This is a genomic window from Psychrobacillus syltrankelensis (assembly GCF_055454035.1).
In genome coordinates, this window is the sequence record NZ_CM144227.1 from 751,924 (window position 1) to 769,463 (window position 17,540).

At 35.5% G+C, this 17,540-nt stretch carries 16 protein-coding genes and 2 other annotated features; of the genes, 5 read left to right on the forward strand and 11 right to left on the reverse strand.

The window, feature by feature from the left end; translation table 11 throughout:
- Positions 1-99: 99 nt before the first annotated feature.
- Positions 100-585, reverse strand: coding sequence for a tetratricopeptide repeat protein (locus ACTSKG_RS03880; RefSeq protein WP_464756832.1), 486 nt, complete (start codon positions 583-585; stop codon positions 100-102).
- A gap of 79 nt (positions 586-664) precedes the next feature.
- On the opposite strand from ACTSKG_RS03880, the gene ACTSKG_RS03885 reads away from it, so the two are divergent.
- Positions 665-883 (forward strand): hypothetical protein, encoded by a 219-nt coding sequence (locus ACTSKG_RS03885; RefSeq protein ID WP_464756833.1) that lies wholly within the window; start codon positions 665-667, stop codon positions 881-883.
- A 9-nt stretch (positions 884-892) separates the two neighbouring features.
- Here ACTSKG_RS03885 and ACTSKG_RS03890 read toward each other — a convergent pair whose 3' ends face one another.
- Positions 893-1,759: a GNAT family N-acetyltransferase gene (locus ACTSKG_RS03890; RefSeq protein ID WP_464756834.1), complete on the reverse strand. Its 867-nt coding sequence runs from the start codon at positions 1,757-1,759 to the stop codon at positions 893-895.
- A 190-nt stretch (positions 1,760-1,949) separates the two neighbouring features.
- Between ACTSKG_RS03890 and ACTSKG_RS03895 the strand changes: the two genes are divergently transcribed.
- Positions 1,950-2,576 carry a LysE family transporter gene (locus tag ACTSKG_RS03895; RefSeq protein ID WP_464756835.1) on the forward strand — a complete coding sequence of 209 codons (627 nt, stop codon included), beginning with the start codon at positions 1,950-1,952 and terminating at the stop codon, positions 2,574-2,576.
- Between the two features lie 70 nt (positions 2,577-2,646).
- Positions 2,647-3,885: an MFS transporter gene (locus tag ACTSKG_RS03900; RefSeq protein ID WP_464756837.1), complete on the forward strand. Its 1,239-nt coding sequence runs from the start codon at positions 2,647-2,649 to the stop codon at positions 3,883-3,885.
- A 125-nt stretch (positions 3,886-4,010) separates the two neighbouring features.
- On the opposite strand, the gene trpA is transcribed toward ACTSKG_RS03900, so the two are convergent.
- From trpA to ACTSKG_RS03930, 6 genes are read right to left on the reverse strand one after another with little or no spacing between them, the layout of a single operon-like run.
- Positions 4,011-4,793 carry a tryptophan synthase subunit alpha gene (gene trpA, locus ACTSKG_RS03905; protein ID WP_464756838.1) on the reverse strand — a complete coding sequence of 261 codons (783 nt, stop codon included), beginning with the start codon at positions 4,791-4,793 and terminating at the stop codon, positions 4,011-4,013.
- Position 4,794: 1 nt separating this feature from the next.
- On the reverse strand, positions 4,795-5,979 hold the full coding sequence (gene trpB, locus ACTSKG_RS03910; protein ID WP_464756839.1) for a tryptophan synthase subunit beta: 1,185 nt from the start codon (positions 5,977-5,979) through the stop codon (positions 4,795-4,797).
- Positions 5,980-5,983: 4 nt separating this feature from the next.
- On the reverse strand, positions 5,984-6,598 hold the full coding sequence (locus tag ACTSKG_RS03915; RefSeq protein WP_464756840.1) for a phosphoribosylanthranilate isomerase: 615 nt from the start codon (positions 6,596-6,598) through the stop codon (positions 5,984-5,986).
- Positions 6,595-7,386: an indole-3-glycerol phosphate synthase TrpC gene (trpC, locus tag ACTSKG_RS03920; protein ID WP_464756841.1), complete on the reverse strand. Its 792-nt coding sequence runs from the start codon at positions 7,384-7,386 to the stop codon at positions 6,595-6,597. Before trpC ends, ACTSKG_RS03915 begins: the two co-directional genes overlap by 4 nt.
- A complete protein-coding gene (gene trpD / locus ACTSKG_RS03925) occupies positions 7,386-8,414 on the reverse strand; it encodes an anthranilate phosphoribosyltransferase (RefSeq protein ID WP_464756842.1) in 1,029 nt (342 codons plus the stop codon). The genes trpC and trpD overlap by 1 nt, the downstream gene beginning before the upstream one ends.
- Positions 8,415-8,445: 31 nt before the next feature.
- Positions 8,446-9,819: an anthranilate synthase component I family protein gene (locus ACTSKG_RS03930; RefSeq protein WP_464756844.1), complete on the reverse strand. Its 1,374-nt coding sequence runs from the start codon at positions 9,817-9,819 to the stop codon at positions 8,446-8,448.
- An 87-nt stretch (positions 9,820-9,906) separates the two neighbouring features.
- Positions 9,907-10,124, reverse strand: a binding site (T-box leader).
- A gap of 282 nt (positions 10,125-10,406) precedes the next feature.
- On the opposite strand from ACTSKG_RS03930, the gene ACTSKG_RS03935 reads away from it, so the two are divergent.
- Entirely contained in the window at positions 10,407-11,111 is a 705-nt protein-coding gene (locus tag ACTSKG_RS03935; protein WP_464756845.1) for a metallophosphoesterase family protein, read from the forward strand.
- A 139-nt stretch (positions 11,112-11,250) separates the two neighbouring features.
- On the opposite strand, the gene ACTSKG_RS03940 is transcribed toward ACTSKG_RS03935, so the two are convergent.
- Positions 11,251-12,138, reverse strand: coding sequence for a LysR family transcriptional regulator (locus tag ACTSKG_RS03940; protein ID WP_464756846.1), 888 nt, complete (start codon positions 12,136-12,138; stop codon positions 11,251-11,253).
- A gap of 125 nt (positions 12,139-12,263) precedes the next feature.
- On the opposite strand from ACTSKG_RS03940, the gene ACTSKG_RS03945 reads away from it, so the two are divergent.
- Positions 12,264-12,932 carry an O-methyltransferase gene (locus tag ACTSKG_RS03945; RefSeq protein ID WP_464756847.1) on the forward strand — a complete coding sequence of 223 codons (669 nt, stop codon included), beginning with the start codon at positions 12,264-12,266 and terminating at the stop codon, positions 12,930-12,932.
- 251 nt (positions 12,933-13,183) lie between these two features.
- Here ACTSKG_RS03945 and ACTSKG_RS03950 read toward each other — a convergent pair whose 3' ends face one another.
- Together ACTSKG_RS03950 and ileS are read right to left on the reverse strand one after the other, a co-directional pair.
- Complete coding sequence (locus ACTSKG_RS03950) at positions 13,184-13,750, reverse strand: GNAT family N-acetyltransferase (protein WP_464756848.1); 567 nt, start codon at positions 13,748-13,750, stop codon at positions 13,184-13,186.
- A gap of 105 nt (positions 13,751-13,855) precedes the next feature.
- The gene (gene ileS / locus ACTSKG_RS03955; protein ID WP_464756849.1) at positions 13,856-16,936 is read right to left on the reverse strand and encodes an isoleucine--tRNA ligase; all 3,081 of its coding nucleotides are present in this window, start codon (positions 16,934-16,936) and stop codon (positions 13,856-13,858) included.
- Positions 16,937-16,988: 52 nt separating this feature from the next.
- Positions 16,989-17,232, reverse strand: a binding site (T-box leader).
- Between the last annotated feature and the right edge of the window lie 308 nt (positions 17,233-17,540).

Sequence of the window (17,540 nt, forward strand, 5' to 3'; positions counted from 1 at the left end):
TTTCGTTTCCCCTTTCGAATAATAGAATAATAGTGCTTATTTATTCTATTTCAAAATTAGAAAGAGTATTCTTTCAATAGATAAAGAATAAGAACAGGCTTATTTCCAAACGTCGTTAAGCTTATCAGCATAAAAAAGGATTGCTCTTTTGTAATTCAAAACTTCATCATCTTTAGTAGTATCTAACAAGCATTTTAATAATAACTCCACAGCACTTTGATGCTCTTTTAAGTTATAGAGTGTCATTGAATAGAAAACTTGGATTGCTTTATTGCTTGGGAAAAGTTCCATTCCTTTCAAAAAAACATGTTTTGACTTCTTATATTCACCAAGTGTTCTATACGTACTTCCTAAGCCTAACAAAGCTCCTTCTAAATCAGCACGGGAGAGCCCTAATTCAATAGCTTTTTCGTAATAAGGTACTGCCTTTAACTCCTCTCCTAATACATCGTAACTCCAAGCACATTGATATTGAATGCTTGCATCAGCAGGTGACCGTTTTACTAATTTTAGTAATAATTCATTTGATTCCTTTTTCTTACCCTCGTTCCGCAAACTTATGGCGTGTTCTAGTTCTGTTGGCATGTAAAATATTCCTCCTAAATAAAGGTTAAAAGGTTTTTTCCTTCTCTTAATAGAATAGTATAAAAAAGGAGTGAAAATTTTGAATGTATTAAGTATCGTTTACTTAGTTCTTTCCATCATACTTATCGGTCGTATCGTTTATCAGATAATAAAAAAGAAACGGTTACCTCACAGCAACTATACGCCATTCGATGATATGATGATGGGAATGGATCCGGAATTAAAAGAAAATAATCAAATTCTTGCAGATACGAAACATGAAACAAATTATGAAGAGAGAACTACTCGAAAAGGGTAGTTTTCATTTTTATTCCATTACCAAAGAAATCAGCTGATGTCTCGTCTGAAATCCAGCAGCTTTATATAAGTGAATAGCTTTTTCGTTTCTTGATCCTATACATAAAGAAACCTCAAGTATCTCTTCATAAGAAAAAAGATGGCTTAGTGCTGCTCCTATTAGCGTCTTTCCAATCCCTTGTTTACGATAGGATGGAGAAACGGCGATATATTCAATCGTTCCTTCCTTATGAGCCGGATTCGCTTCCACATACAAATACCCTATTAACTTTTCATTTGAATCTTCCATGATTAGTAATAAATTGTCCTTATCAATACGATTTAATATTTCTTCCGCACTATAATATGTATTTGGAAAAGTATGTTTATGTAGTTCAAAAAAGTCGTCTTTAAAGGAATCGTTATATTTTACGATATCTTTATGTTTCGGATTATGAAAGCTATGTCGTAGAGCTTCCAATATAAAGTGACTCCCCTTTTCTATCGCATTCTTTTCTAACGCAAAGCTCCTCACATTCGAGTTTTGTTTATTTACAAAAAAACGATAGGTATGTATTTCTATAGGTACAAGAACTTGTAACCTTTCCCACAAATCATTTGCAAGCATACTAAAATTCTGACAATCTCTAATGAACGGTCCCCACACTTCTGCACTTTTACTTTCCATATCGATATCAAAACCTAATGCCCCTATTATTTCGCCATTGACGTATGCTAATGCAAATGACTTTGATAAATCCAAATCTGAAAAATCGTGAAGAAGTGTATGTAATATTTCTTTTTCCTCAGTGCCACAATATCCAATATGTTGTTTAGGCTCAACATTCATTTCTGCCAAAAAGTGTGCTAATTTATGTGTATCTAGTGCGTTAACCATTATTAATCACCTTCATTTTCAATAATAAATAGAATCATCAGTTATTTCATCAGTATACTTAAATTTATTAAGTTTTGCTATCCACTTTCTCAATTTATTCCAATAATTAAAAATTTCTTTTGTTGAGTCGTACTTCCCGTCCCAGTCGAATATGATTCTAAGAAATCATTTTTACGGAGGGCTCCATTTTATGAATTCATTAGCAACCTATTTCCTTCTTGGTGTTTCCTTAGCAGCTCCAATTGGGCCAGTCAAAGCAACATTATTAAATACAGGAATTAAAAATGGTTTTTACCATGCTTGGTTCTTTAGCATGGGCGCTATCGTGACCGACATATTATATATGCTAATGGTCTACTTTGGCGTTGCTCAGTTTATAGATTCTCCATTTATGAAAACATTTTTGTGGTCTTTCGGCTTTTTTGTACTTATGTATACAGGAATTGAAAATATTTTAACCTTACATACTATATCCACTAATACAAAACATAAAAAAGTTATTCGTTTGCGACACTCCATGATAGCGGGTCTATTAATGGCATTATTAAATCCATTGACCATTTTATTTTGGTTAGGTATCTATGGGTCAATTCTTGTTGGAGGATCTGGAAATACATCGGGTATTCAAGTTATCGTTTTTAGTATAACGATTTTACTCGGAATAGCATTGGTTGATCTTTTTATGTCAGTTATTTCAAGTACATCTCGGAAGCTATTATCAGGTCCATTATTGAAAATTATCTCATTAGTTTCTTCATTATCTATGATAGGATTTGGCATTTATTTTGGTATTCAAGCATATCACTCCATCTTTTAAATAGGTAGAAGCATAATAACGCATAGATTGGGAATCATACCTCTTACTAATGATTTATATGAGGTGTCCAATGGAAAACACGAACAACGTTGAAAATAAGGTTAGTATTTGGTGCATCATAAGCCTCGCCTCCATACCGCTAGTCATGACCCTTGGTAATTCCATGTTAATACCTGTACTACCAATATTAGAGAAAAAGGTTGGAATTTCTTCTTTCCAGTCCAGTATGATTATTACAAGCTATTCGGTTGCTGCGATTCTTCTCATACCTATTGCTGGTTATCTATCCGATCGTTTTGGTAGAAAAAAAATCATTTTACCCAGTTTAGTACTCGCACTTATTGGAGGATTAATCGCAGGCTTTGCTTCTTGGAAAATGGAAAATCCATATACATGGATTATTATCGGGAGAATTTTACAAGGCGTCGGAGCTTCAGGTGCGATGCCGATTGTTTTGCCACTTGTCGGTGATTTGTATAAAGGTGATGATGAAAAGACAAGCTCTTGTTTAGGAATTATCGAAACTTCGAACACATTCGGTAAAGTGTTAAGCCCGATATTGGGATCCGTTTTTGCAGCCCTCCTATGGTTTTTACCTTTCTTCTCCATTTCTATCTTCAGTCTAATATCCATTATACTTATCTTTTTCTTTGTAAAAGTTCCTAAGGAAAAGGATGAACCAACTAACTTGAAAGACTTCCTAAGCAACATTAAGAAAACCTTTAAGTTAGAAGGAAGATGGTTATATACTGTTTTCCTAATGGGTATATATGCAATGCTAATACTATTCGGCGTGTTATTCTTCTTATCCGAAAACCTTGAAAAAGTGCATGCTATAAAAGGAGTCAAAAAAGGATTTGTTCTAGCCATTCCCCTTTTACTGCTTTGTATTGCTTCTTTTATAACTGGTCGAAAAATTAAAGGAAGTTTGCCAATTATAAAACGAATGATGGTTATATGTTTGATCGTCACATCCGCCAGTGTAATTTTTGTCGGCTTTACAAAAGAAAAACTAGTTCTTCTTTTAGTTGTAACGAGCATCGTGGGTATTGCGATTGGCGCATTACTTCCAGTTTTAGATGCAATAATAACGGGAAACATAAAAAAAGAAGAGCGAGGAACTGTCACTTCATTTTACAGCTCCGCAAGATTTATTGGGGTTGCTGCAGGTCCTCCTATCATGTCACTCGTTATGAAGAATTACCTCAATGTAAGCTATATTACAGTTGGTGTTCTTGGACTTGTCCTTTTATTCCTCGTGTTTAAGTTTGTTAAAGTAGAGGATATTGAAAAGAAGGAAACTGCATAAAGAAAGTGGTATTAAAGTATTGTCTATGCGACTATCTCTTGTTGCATTCACCCTCTAACTTGGAGACTTTAGTATTTCCATAAAAAGAGTAGCTATCCCCAATGGAAATAGCTACTCTTCTTTAGTTAATAACTTTCTTTAGATGCTTGAATAAGCGTTTGAATTGTATTTAAATCTTGATGATAAAATGCATCTACAATTGCACTACCAACGATAACTCCGTCAGAAACAGCGACCATACTTTCCACTTGTTCTGGTGTGGAAATTCCGAATCCTGCGAGAACTGGAATGGTACTTTGTTCCTTTAATTTTGCTAAATGTTGCTTCAACAATTCATCAAAACCATCACGTATACCTGTAATACCATTAACAGTTACTGCGTAAATAAACCCCTCGGCAACAGCTAAAATTTTTGCAATTCGATCAGGTGGACTTGTTAACGAAACTAAGGGAACAAGTGCAACGTCTGTCGCTACAAGTGCTTTTCGAAGGATATCACTTTCCTCTAAAGGTAAATCAGGTACGATTACTCCCCCAATTCCTATACGCTCACAATCTACTGCAAACTGATCTAATCCGTAATTTAGTAAAGGATTATAATAAGTCATTAGAACAAGCGGTACTTTAATTTCTTCATAAAACTGGTCGATTTCTTTTATTATTAAGCGAAGTGTAGTTCCATTTGCTAGTGCGCGTTTTCCTGCTAGTTGAATCGTTGTTCCATCTGCTACTGGATCTGAAAATGGGATACCTAACTCTATAGCGGTGGCACCTTCTCCTTGGAGAAATAGAATTTTTGATTTCAATGTTTCGAGTCCACCATCACCAGCCATTATATATGGTATAAACGCTTTTTCTTCCTGACTGTTGCATGCTAAAATTGCTTCTGTCAATCGCTTCTTCCTCATTTCATTTACCTCCCAGCGCATCTCTAACTGTCTGAACGTCCTTATCGCCACGACCAGAAAGACAAATAACTAAAATCTGATTTGGTTTCATTTCTTTCGCAATACGTGCAGCATAAAATATGGCGTGAGCACTTTCTAAAGCAGGAATGATCCCTTCTTTTTTTGAAAGTAGTTGTAGTCCTTCCAAAGCCTCTGAGTCTGTTACTGATGTATATTTCACCCGACCGATATCATGTAAATAACTATGTTCTGGACCAATAGCAGGGTAATCAAGTCCTGCAGAAATGGAATGGGCTTCTTGGATAAACCCGTTTTCATCCTGCAAAATATACATATAAGCTCCGTGTAAAACGCCTTCTTTTTCTTCTGCTACAGCAGACGCATGTCTCCCAGTATTAATACCTTTACCACCTGCCTCTATGCCGTAAAGTGCTACTTCTTCATCTTCAACAAATGGGTGGAACATACCGATTGCGTTACTACCTCCACCCACACATGCAACAACTGCATCTGGTAACCTACCTTCCTTTTCAAGGATTTGATGACGGGTTTCCACGCCAATTACTCGTTGAAAATCACGGACGATTCTAGGAAATGGGTGAGGTCCAAGAGCAGAGCCTAAAATATAATGCGTATCCTCAACATTGGACACCCAGTAACGAAGCGCTTCGTTCACCGCGTCTTTTAGAGTACCCGATCCTTGTTCAACCGACACGACTCTTGCACCGAGCAATTCCATGCGAAAAACATTAAGTTCCTGTCTGCGCACATCTTCTCTCCCCATGAAAACTACGCATTCTAAATCGAATAGCGCACAAACTGTAGCCGTTGCAACCCCGTGCTGTCCCGCTCCTGTTTCTGCAACTATTTTCTTTTTCCCCATACGTTTTGCAAGTAATGCCTGACCAATCGTATTATTGATCTTATGCGCTCCTGTATGGTTTAGATCTTCTCTTTTTAAGTAAATTTTTGCCCCTCCAAGTTCTTTTGTAAGACGTTCTGCATAGTATAGAGGCGTTTCACGACCTACATAATCTTTTAAATAATAAGCCACTTCTTTTGCAAAAGAAGGATCCGTTATTGCTTCTTCATAAGTTTGTTCTAATTCAATTAGTGCAGTCATTAAAGTTTCCGGTACATACTGCCCACCAAAGCGACCATATCTCCCTGTTTCTTCTTTTACCATTTGCTCATCTCTCCTCAACTTTAACTGCACGAATAAACGCACGAATCAACTCAGCATCTTTTCTGCCCTCTATCTCTACTCCACTAGAAACGTCCACCATATAAGGATTAACTCGTTCAATTGCTTCTCTGACATTGAAAGGATTCAATCCACCAGCTAAAATAATTTTGTTATCTGCTATGCTATTTACTTTCAATAATTGCCAATCGAATGTATGTCCGCTCCCCCCTTGATAATCGATTCCAGGAGCATCAAATAAGTAGTATTCCGTTGTAAACTTCTCTGCTAGTGTTACATCCACTTCGCTTAAAATAGATAATGCTTTAATAGAAGGAAATCCATTCATTTGGATAAATTTAGATGTTTCATTGCCATGATATTGAACCAAATCTAAAGGTACTTCTCGAAAAACAGTTTCTAACTCTTCTCTTGATGGATTCACAAAAACACCAACTTTTAGGATGTGCGGAGGAATTTCTTCAGCTAGTAGTTTTGCTTGTTCAAGCGTCAGTTTTCGCTTACTCGGTGCAAACACAAAGCCTATAGCATCTGCTCCCGCATCTATCGCTACTTGTACATGCTCTTTTTCCATTAATCCACAGATCTTTACTTTCGTCATACAGTTACAACACCTCGCTTCACTTTTAAAGCACTTATTGCAGCACTTACATCCTCACTTTTCATAAGCGATTCTCCTACAAGCACTGCACTTACACCATACCTCGCTACTCGAGCTGCATCTTCCGCATTCCAAATACCACTTTCACTAATCAATACTCGTTCTTCGTGGAAAGGGAATATAGAAGCAATTTCAGCAGTACGAGATAAGTCTACTTCAAAAGTACGTAAATCTCGGTTATTAACACCAATGAGCTTGGCTCCCACTTTTAAAGCAGTTTCTAACTCGTTTGAATCATGTATCTCTACTAGCACTTCCAATCCTGCAGATATTGCGTATTCATAAAGGTCTTGCAGTTCTATTTCACTTAGTGCTGCAACTATTAATAGAATGACAGATGCTCCAGCATTAATCGCTTGATCAATTTGTACTTTATGAAGTATGAAATCTTTACATAATAACGGGATAGGCACCGAATCAGAAATAACAGTTAAATCTTGAAATGAACCTCGAAAAAAGGATATATCTGTCAAAACGGATATACAAGCAGCTCCAGCATTATAGTAGGCGTTTGCTTGCTCTACAGGATTTACTCCTTCTGCAATTAATCCCTTAGATGGAGATGCACGCTTTATTTCTGAAATGATTTGCAAATGCTCCGTACCATATAATTGATCGAACAAACTTGGACGTGTAATTTTATGTTTCTTTATTGGAATATCATTTTCTAACATTGTTTCAATTTGTTTCTTTTTCTCAAAAAGAATCTTATCTAAAATAGTCGTCATCAAACTACCTCCTGTTTACAGGCATTGGTAGAAAATTCAATAATAGCTTCTAACTTTTCTAAAGCTTTTCCAGACATAATACTATCAGTCGCTAATTTTATACCTTCAGGAATATTGCTGACCATTCCATTTGTAAAAAAACCAATTCCAGCGTTAAAAATCACCGTATCAAAATAAGGACTCCGCTCTCCTCGGAATACTGACTTCATAATTTTTGCATTTTCCTGCGCATTTCCACCTTTTATTGCAGATATGGGAGCAGAGGTTAAACCAACATCTTCTGGTGTTAACGTAAACGGAATTAAATCGCCTTTATCGACCAAAACAAAATCATTTTGCCCTGCTAAAGATGCCTCATCCATACCTCCTGATCCGCACACGACAATTGCTCTTTCTCTACCAAGCATTTGTAAAACGGATGCATATTCCATCGTAAAACCCGGTCTATTAATACCAGTATATTGACTCTTTAAAGCCACTGGATTCGTTAGCGGCCCAATAAGATTAAAAATTGTTGGTTTACCAATTTGTTGTCGAACGACACCTAATCGCTTTAATTTCGGATGAATAGTTGATGCATTAAGAAAAGTAATACCCTCTCGTACAAGTAAATCCATTGATGCTTCCGTATTGATATCTGAAGGGATTCCTAAGGCCTCTAAAACATCTGTGCTACCGGCTTTACTTGTAATTTTCCTATTTCCGTGTTTCACGATAGATGCTCCTGCTCCTGCTAATACAAAAGCAGAAGACGTGCTAATGTTGAAACTGTTTAAGCTATCTCCACCAGTACCACAGTTATCCATATAATCTCCTTTAGGATAGTTTAATTCCAAAGCAAATGATTTCATAACAGAAGCAAGAGCTGCAACTTCGTAAGCAGTTTCTCCTTTTTTGGAAAGCGCAATTAGGAAATCTGTGATTAATTGCAGATCTGTTGTTTCATTAAACATTAATTGTGATACCTCTATCATCTCTTCATACATTAAATGCTCGTTCTTCTCTACTTTTTCAATAAAGTTTCTCATCTAAATCTCTCCTCGTCTCAGCTCTTCTAAATCACTTCAAAACTTCTAGTAAGGACCGTGCTTTATTAAACGTTTCTTTATATTCCAATTTAGGTTCAGATGCTGCAACAATACCTGCACCTGCTTGCACATACGCTTTCCCATGTTTTAAAAGCATTGTACGTATCGTTAGAGCAAAGTCCATATTTCCATTAAATGCGAGGTATCCAATTGAGCCTCCATAAAAACTACGTTGCATAAGCTCTAATTCCTCAATAATTTCTATTGATCGTTGTTTTGGTGAACCTGTTACAGTACCAGCCGGAAAACAGGACATTAGACCATCGAGCGGATGCAATACCGGTGCTAATACTCCTTCTACTTCCGATACAATATGCATGACATGTTCATACCGAACAATTTTTTTATAGTTTGTTACTTGTACAGATTCTGGCACACAAACTTTTCCTAATTCCTTGATACTAAGATCAACAAGCATATTATGTTCAGAAATTTCTTTAGGGTCAGTTAACAGTTCTTTTTCAAGCAAAACATCTTCTTCAGCAGTTCTCCCTCTTCTACGGGTACCAGCAATCGGATTTGTTGTTACCTTTCTATCAATAACCTGAACTAGACTTTCTGGTGAAGTTCCTACGATGACATACTCATCAAATTCCATATAGTACATATAAGGTGAAGGATTACGTTTTCTTAGTTTTCGATATAATGAAAATGGATCACCTTTAAAATTAGCTACAAGTCGACGAGATAGCACAACTTGTTCCACTTCACCTTTTTCAATATAATCTTTTGCTTTAAGAACAAGTTCTTCAAATTGTTCTTGTGTTATGGAACATGAATATTCAGCTATTTGAATTTCTCCATCTTGTAGCTCACTTCGTGAAAGAATTTGGTCCGCTATAGAATCCAAATTAGGTAGTTCTCCATCTGATCCGGTATCTGTATTTATTAGAGTAACTTCATCTAATTGATGATCAAAGATAACGAGCGTTTCATAAACATTGAAATAGACATTTGGTAAACCGATTTCATCTTCTAAAGGCGAATTTTTATTTATACATGCCTCATAACCAATGTATCCAACTGCCCCACCTGTAAATGGTAACCCTGTATTATCCGGAATACTTGGCATTAACCTTTTTAATAGTTCAAAAACATTTCCTTCATGCGTGTACTCTTTACCATTCTCGTAGAAGTGTTCGATTAGTTTTCCACTACGAACCGTATACGATTTCAATGGATTTACCCCTATAAACGAATATCTACCTGAGCTATCATGCTTAGCTGAACTTTCTAATAAAAATTTCCTTTTCCCTTTCAATCTTCTCAAAATCAAAATCGGAGTCAAAGAATCCCCATTCAATTTTTTCATCGTTGTTCGCAAGCTTACTTGTTCTGTTCTCATCTAATTCTCTCCTCTGCTCATCTCAACTATTTTCTTTTAAAAGAAATAAAAAAAGTCCTCTTCAAAGGAATTCAGAAAAATCCCTTTGAAGAGGACGGTGTTGACCGCGTTGCCACCTCTAGTTGGAGCGTTACCACTCCCACTCAATATCCTGTAACGTAGGAAATACGTCTACCCCTAAAACGAATAATCGTTCTCAAAGTAGCTTTCATAAGTCCATTCACACTAGCTACAAATCAGTTCCCACCAACCACTGACTCTCTTTATTGCACACTAGTGTTACTCCTCTTATTCAAACAATTTCTCAACTATGCTCATCTAATCTCGGCTCGTCTGTTCTATGGGCGACACCGCTCCCGGTGCCTTCTACCCGTATCCGAACATAAAAGTTATTGTTTATGTTAGTACGAATACTTCTAATTGTCAAACTATTTTTTGTGATTATTTAAACTAATACTAATTTTTTTCTTTTAAAGGATCGTATGACCAATGGAAAACGATACTTAGGTGCGGATAACTCCGCTTTATGTTTATAATATGATTAAGTAAAGACTGAAAACATACAGAGTAAGAAAGAAGAGAAAACTATGAAAAGAATCCTTGTAATAAGTGATATTCACGGTGAATTAGAGAAATTTGAAAAATTGCTTGTAGAAGCAGATTACAATCCAGAATTAGACCAATTGATATTATTAGGTGATTATGTAGATCGTGGCCCTAATGCAAAAGGTGTTATTGAAAAAGTAATGAGTTTAAAAAAATCCGGAGCCCGACTACTAAAAGGTAATCATGAGGATATGATGATAAAAGCGTTAACGACTGATGTAGAGAGATCATGGAACCACTGGGTTAAGAGGTGTGGAGGGGATAAAACCTTATTTAGCTATGGGTATTCCGAAAAAGAAACTGAAGTTAGTAAAGAAAATTTTCAAAAACCTCTGTTAGAATCCGAAGAGCTGAAGAAACATTTAGAATTTGTCCAAAACCTTGAAAACTATATTGAAACAGACGATTATATTTTTGTTCACGCTGGCGTTCACCCAACAACACCTATCTCTGAGACAGATCCATATATATTAGTATGGATCCGAGACGAATTTCATAAAGGATACAACGGTGATAAGACTGTAATATTCGGCCATACAGAAACAAATCTACTTCATGAGGATGAAGAAAATCACCATGTTTTTTTCGGGAGCAATCGAATCATTGGCATTGATGGTGGAGCAGTATATGGGGGGCAAATGAATTGCCTTGAGTTGCCTAGTAAGAGAGTATTTTCGGTGAGATAAGATATCACTTAAAAATGTTGAACTTAGTCCTAAATAGTAGTTACTTTAAAGAGTGTCTCTATTCTGCGTGAGTCAAGCCCAATTAATAATAAAAAAGATAGTAGAACTGAATGAAATATCTACAAATAGGAAATTCAATTTATAGAGACTTTTTACAAGTCTCTATAAATTTTGTTACTAGTAAACTTTGTTTCTCGTTTTTTCTTGTGCAAATTGCAATTTTATGTGCCACATGGATATCTTGAACATATACTCTAGCTAACTGATTATTTTCCACATATTCACGGACAACAAGAGATGAAATAAAGTTTGCTCCGTAGCCCGCCATTACGGAGCGAATTGTTTCATTCAAACCGTTGAATTGCAAAGCTACTTTTGGTGGTTTTACTTGGTAGGTCTGACAAAGAGAAAAAAGATGTTCTCTCATTGAGCTTCCTTCTTCACGCATTATAAATGGCTCCTTCACCATATCAGCTAGTGAAATATATTGATTTGCATATGGGTGATGAGGTGAAACAACAAACCAAAGCTCATCTTCAAGTAATTCGTCCCACTCAACTTCTGCTGGCCTTTCCGATATACCTCCTCCATATATAGCGATATCTGCTTTAAATTGCTTTAATTGCTCAAAGGCTTCTTTTGTGTTTGTTGTTGAAATGACTAAATTTACATCTTCATTGGAAGCCAAAAAAGTAGCTGCCCATTTAGGAATTAAATAATTTGCTGGCAAATAAGTAGCAACAATATGAATCTTTCCCTTTCTGGCCAAACGATAATCTTCAATAAACGATTCAATATGTTCTTCAAAAGCATAAAAATTCTTTGCTTTTTCCGCTAACTCTTCTCCAAACTCAGTTAATAGAACTCCGCGCCCGTGCTTCTTAAATAATGGAATTCCTATTTCTTGTTCGAATTTTTTAATCTGGCTAGAAACAGCAGGTTGACTAATTCTCATCTCTTCCGCTGCTTTAGTAAAACTACTAGTAATCGCTACTTGATGAAAAAGCTTTAACCCATGAAGATTCATCTTTTCACTCCCATTCATAAATAAAAGTTATGAATTAGTAATAATAATATATTTTTTTTATGTTTTATTTTAACATACACTAATCCTGTAAGCATGAAAATAAAACAGAAATAGAGGAGAATATCATGAGAAATGACTTAACTTGGAATGAAGTGGATGAGTATTTTATTGATAAACTAATACCATTTGATTCAATACTTGAACATGTACTAAAAACAAATAAAGAGGCTGGTATTCCAGAGATCGATGTGTCTCCTACACAAGGAAAGTTATTGTATCTATTAGCTAAAATAAAAGGGGCAAAGAATGTTTTAGAAATAGGTACCCTTGGTGGGTACAGTAGTATATGGCTCTCACGTGCTCTACCTGAAAATGGAAAAGTATACACACTTGAGATTGAGCCAGAATATGCAAAAATTGCAGTGAAGAATATCCGACATGCAAATTGTCAAAATAAAGTAGAAGTAATTGTTGGAAAAGCGCTTGATAGTTTGTCAGACTTGAAAGAAAAAGGAGTTTCCCCCTTCGACTTGATCTTTATCGATGCTGATAAACCTAATAATCCACATTATTTAAAATGGGCATTAGACTTAGCTAAGTCGGGGACGCTTATTATTGCTGATAATGTAGTAAGAAACGGAGAAGTAATGGATGAAATAAGTAAAGATGAACGAGTACAAGGCGTGCGCAAATTTATAGAGTTATTGGAAAACGAACCTCGAATAGAGTCTACCGCTATTCAAACAGTCGGTATTAAAGGGTATGATGGTTTTGTGCTTAGTGTTGTAAAATAAACTCTAATTAAGGATAAAAGTAAAATCGGATATGAGATACAAAATTATATCCGATTTTCTTTAACGTTAACCTCTCAACTTGACGGTTTTATTTACAATAAAATTGTATGGTAAGCTTATTTTTATTTCTGTTCCTTCTATGAACATTTTTTCCTAGCTCTACTCCTTGCAGAACTGCATTAAATGGAGCTCCGCAATAACGTTTAATACCAACGTTCCGATTTATACCATTTACTCTAAAAGAACTGGTATTACTTATTCAAATTGCATTTTTTCTTTTTTTCCCAATCATTCTCTAGGAGACTAAATGTAATTATGTCTTCATAATGGTCATATAACCACTGTCCATCACGTTTTGTTCCTTCTTGAACAAAACCTAATTTTGTTGGGATTGCAATACTTTTCAGATTATTAGCTGCAACCTGAATCTCAATTCTATTTAAATTGATAATTTTAAATAGGTAATCTATTATTGACTGTAAACTTTTAGTTATAATACCTTTTCCTTGTTCTTCTTCAGATAGAAAATAACCAACAGAGGTTGATCTATTTTTCCAATCAATATAAGGGAGACCAATCATTCCAACTAATTTTCCATTATACCTAATACCAGCATCGAATCCATTATTATCGGCATAATTTTTTATCCAAATTGGAATAATAGGCTCAAAATCCGCTGCTGATTTTCTCTTATCAACCCAGAGCAACCATCTTCTTAAATACTCTCTGTTCTTGTCCACAAGATTAAATAACTCCTCTTTGTGTTGCTGTTGTAATAACTCAATTTCTATTTGATCATTCATTTTAAATGAAAACATCTTAAAACCTCCAAACATTTTGGCAAGTATAAAACATAATGACGATATTTAATAAAATCAGATATTAGAATGAATACTAATATCCGATTTTGTATAATAGAATCCTCACTCTGCTGGCATTATTTGCAACGAAATAGTATGATTTGCTATTTTAATTTCTGTTCCAACAGGTGTATTTTCTGTAAACAATAAATTACGCATTAACAAGTTTAGTTGCAACATAGGCTTAAACTTTTCAATAACTAGCTGAAGTTCTTCATCTGCACTTACAGCAATATCCACACGCATATCGATTGGTAATTTCAGTTGTTTTCTATATGCTTGTATTGCGCGTATTAACTCACGCGCCAATCCTTCTTGAATCAGTTCTTCGGTTAAAGAAAGATTTAAAGTTACGGTGTATGCACCATTTGTTGCTGAAGCATATCCCTCTTTTGCTATGTTTTCAATCAGAACATCTTCTAACATTACATTTTCTTTCTCATATTCTAAAAAGCCCTCTTGCAAAAACTTTCGAACTTGTTTGTCATCTAATGACTGAAGCCAAGTATTAATTGCATTCGACTGCTTACCAAACTTTGAACCTGATTTTTTGAAATCGAGTTTTATTTTTGTAGTTACAAACTTCCCTTCATTTTCCGTTTGTTCAAATACCTTCACATTTAACTCATCTAGTATGATATCTTTGTATAATTTCCAGTTAATATCCTTATTAGGACTTATTAGTGAAAGACTACCTAAAGGTTGTTTTACCTTCAAGGAAGTAGTATTTCGAACACTTCTTCCTAACTCGACTACTTGTAAAACTGCATCCATTTCATTTTCCAGTTTTTCATTCATAAGTTGTTCATCTGCTAATGGAAAATCCGATAAATGGACACTTTCACCTGTTAAGTTCATAAACACATCTTCTGCAAGAAACGGAGTTAATGGTGCTAACAATTGACTAGTTTTTGTTAATACTTCATAGAGCGTTTCATATGCAGCTGCTTTTTCTGGGTTCATATCACTTGACCAAAAACGCTCTCTGGAACGTCTTACATACCAATTGCTTACTTGCTCTAGTAGCTTTGCAATTTCTCTTGCACCGTTTGTAAAATGATAATCCTCTAAGTTTGATCGAACGATTTTAATCGTGCTATGCAAACGGGATAATATCCAATTGTCCAGTTTATTTTTTTCTACTTCATAAGCAGCTTTCGGATTGTAGTTATCTAAATTAGCGTAAAGTGAATAAAAACTATGCACATTGTCGAGTGTATCAACTAATTTAGACTTAGCTTCTTGTACGATTCGTTCAGAGAACCTTTTTGTATTCCAAGGTGCACTGTCCACTAATAAAGCCCATCTTAGTGCATCTGCTCCATACTTTTGAATTAGCTCTACTGGGTCTAGGGCATTGCCTTTACTTTTAGACATTTTTTGTCCTTTTTCATCCAATATATGACCAGTCGAAAGGACCCGTTTATAAGGAGCCTTACCTGTAAATAAAGTGGATACAGCAAGTAAGCTATAAAACCACCCACGCGTTTGATCAATACCTTCAATGACTACATCTGCTGGGAATTGTTTTTCAAAAAACTCTTTATTCTCAAAAGGATAATGGTATTGTGCAAATGGCATAGAACCACTATCGAACCAAACATCAATTACTTCAGGTGTTCTTGTCATAGTCCCTCCACAACATGAACAGTGAAGCTTTACATGATCTACATATGGCTTATGCAATTCAATGTCATCTAAAGTGTGAACAGAATGCTTTTTTAGCTCTTCGATACTTTTCGGTGCATATTCATGATTACATTCTTCGCATTCCCAAACATTGAGCGGTGTGCCCCAATACCGTTTACGACTAATATTCCAGTCCACCATTTGTTCTAAAAAGTTTCCGAACCGGCCGTGTTTGATATGCTCCGGATACCAAGTAACTCCTTCATTATTTTGTATAAATTGTTCCTTCAACGCAGTTGTTTGGATAAACCAGCTTTCATTTGCATAATACAAAAGAGGTGAATCACAACGCCAGCAATGAGGATAACTATGTTCATACTTTTCCTTACTGTAAAGCAAACCTTTCTCAGAAAGGTATCGAACAATATCTACATCACAATCTTTCACAAATCGGCCTTTAAAACCAATAACTTCCGAAGTATACTTTCCTTTTTCATCTACAACATTAACGAAGGATAACCCATTTTCCTTCACCACTTTATAATCTTCTTCTCCATAAGCTGGCGCAATATGAACAATCCCTGTTCCACTTTCTGAAGATACATAATCCGCAGTTACCACTTTATGTCCGATTTCCACATTTGCAAAATCAAATAATGGCGTATATGTCATGTCTTTTAAATCTGCTCCTACGTGCACAGAAAGTATTTCAAAGTCCTCCTTTAATACAGAACTTACTAATGCTTCCGCAACAATAAAAATATCTTGCCCTTTTTTTGCGCGAACATATTTCAACGAAGGATTAACTGCAAGTGCAACATTAGCTGGTAAAGTCCAAGGAGTTGTCGTCCATCCAAGAAAGTATTCATTTTCACGATCTATTATTTTGAATTTAGCAGTTGCAGATAAATCCTTTACGTTTTTATATCCTTGTGACACCTCATGTGAGCTAAGTGAAGTTTGACAGCTAGGACAATAAGGGGATACTCTGTGACCTTTTTGTAGTAACCCTTTTTCATGAATTGTGCCAAGAATGTTCCATTCACTTTCAATATAATCATTACTTAAAGTTAAATAAGGATCATCCATTTCTACCCAGTAACCTAGTTGTTCAGTAAACTCACGCCACTGTTTTTCATATATAAAAACACTTTCTTTACATTTTTCAATAAAAGCTTCTACACCATATTTTTCAATATCACTTTTACCAGATATACCTAATTGCTTTTCAACACCTAATTCAACTGGTAAACCATGCGTATCCCAACCAGCCTTTCGGATAACTTGATGTCCAGTCATTGTTTTATATCGTGCAACTACATCTTTAATCGTTCTACCTAGTGCATGACCAACATGTGGTAATCCATTTGCTGTAGGTGGTCCTTCATAAAAGACAAAAGAAGGACATTCTGCTCTATCATCTATGGACTTTTTAAAAATATTATGTTTCTCCCATTGTGCTCGAATCCGTGCTTCTCGCTCACTTACAGATTCTTTTTCGTTCGCTTTGACCATTTGATATCACTCCTATTTTTATTAATAAAACATACAAAAAACCCGTCCCTGGAAAAGGGACGGGTTTAACCGTGATACCACCCTAATTCTATTGCAAGCTTTCACTCCACAATAGCACTTAGCCACGTACAATCATACGCGTTCCTTTTAACGGTAGACACCCGGTCTCACTTACTCAATTTCAGCTCGACTTCTCAGAGAGGATTTTCATAAATGAAATGAACACCGGCTTTCAGCATCTACCGGCTCTCTTTGGAACATTTTCATTTACTACTTTTTCTCTTCAACGAATTTGTATGGTTTTATTATGGATGAATTTAACATAAAACGAATCGGTTTGTCAAATTAATTTACGCGTTATCGTTATCTACTACATTTTATACAGGCTCATTTGAGAGTATGCTCTATTAAGCTTGTTATAGCAATTATAAAGTAATATATTAGACTATTTATAGTGTTAATTCGAATTCTGAATCTTTAAGAAAAGCCTCCTTTAGCCATCTACAATGGTTAACCTTTCGTGAATCTGCTAAAAAATGAAATTACCTCAACCTACTAAGTATTTTATTGAAAGCTTGCAATCACTTGTTTTTTTATTTGTCCA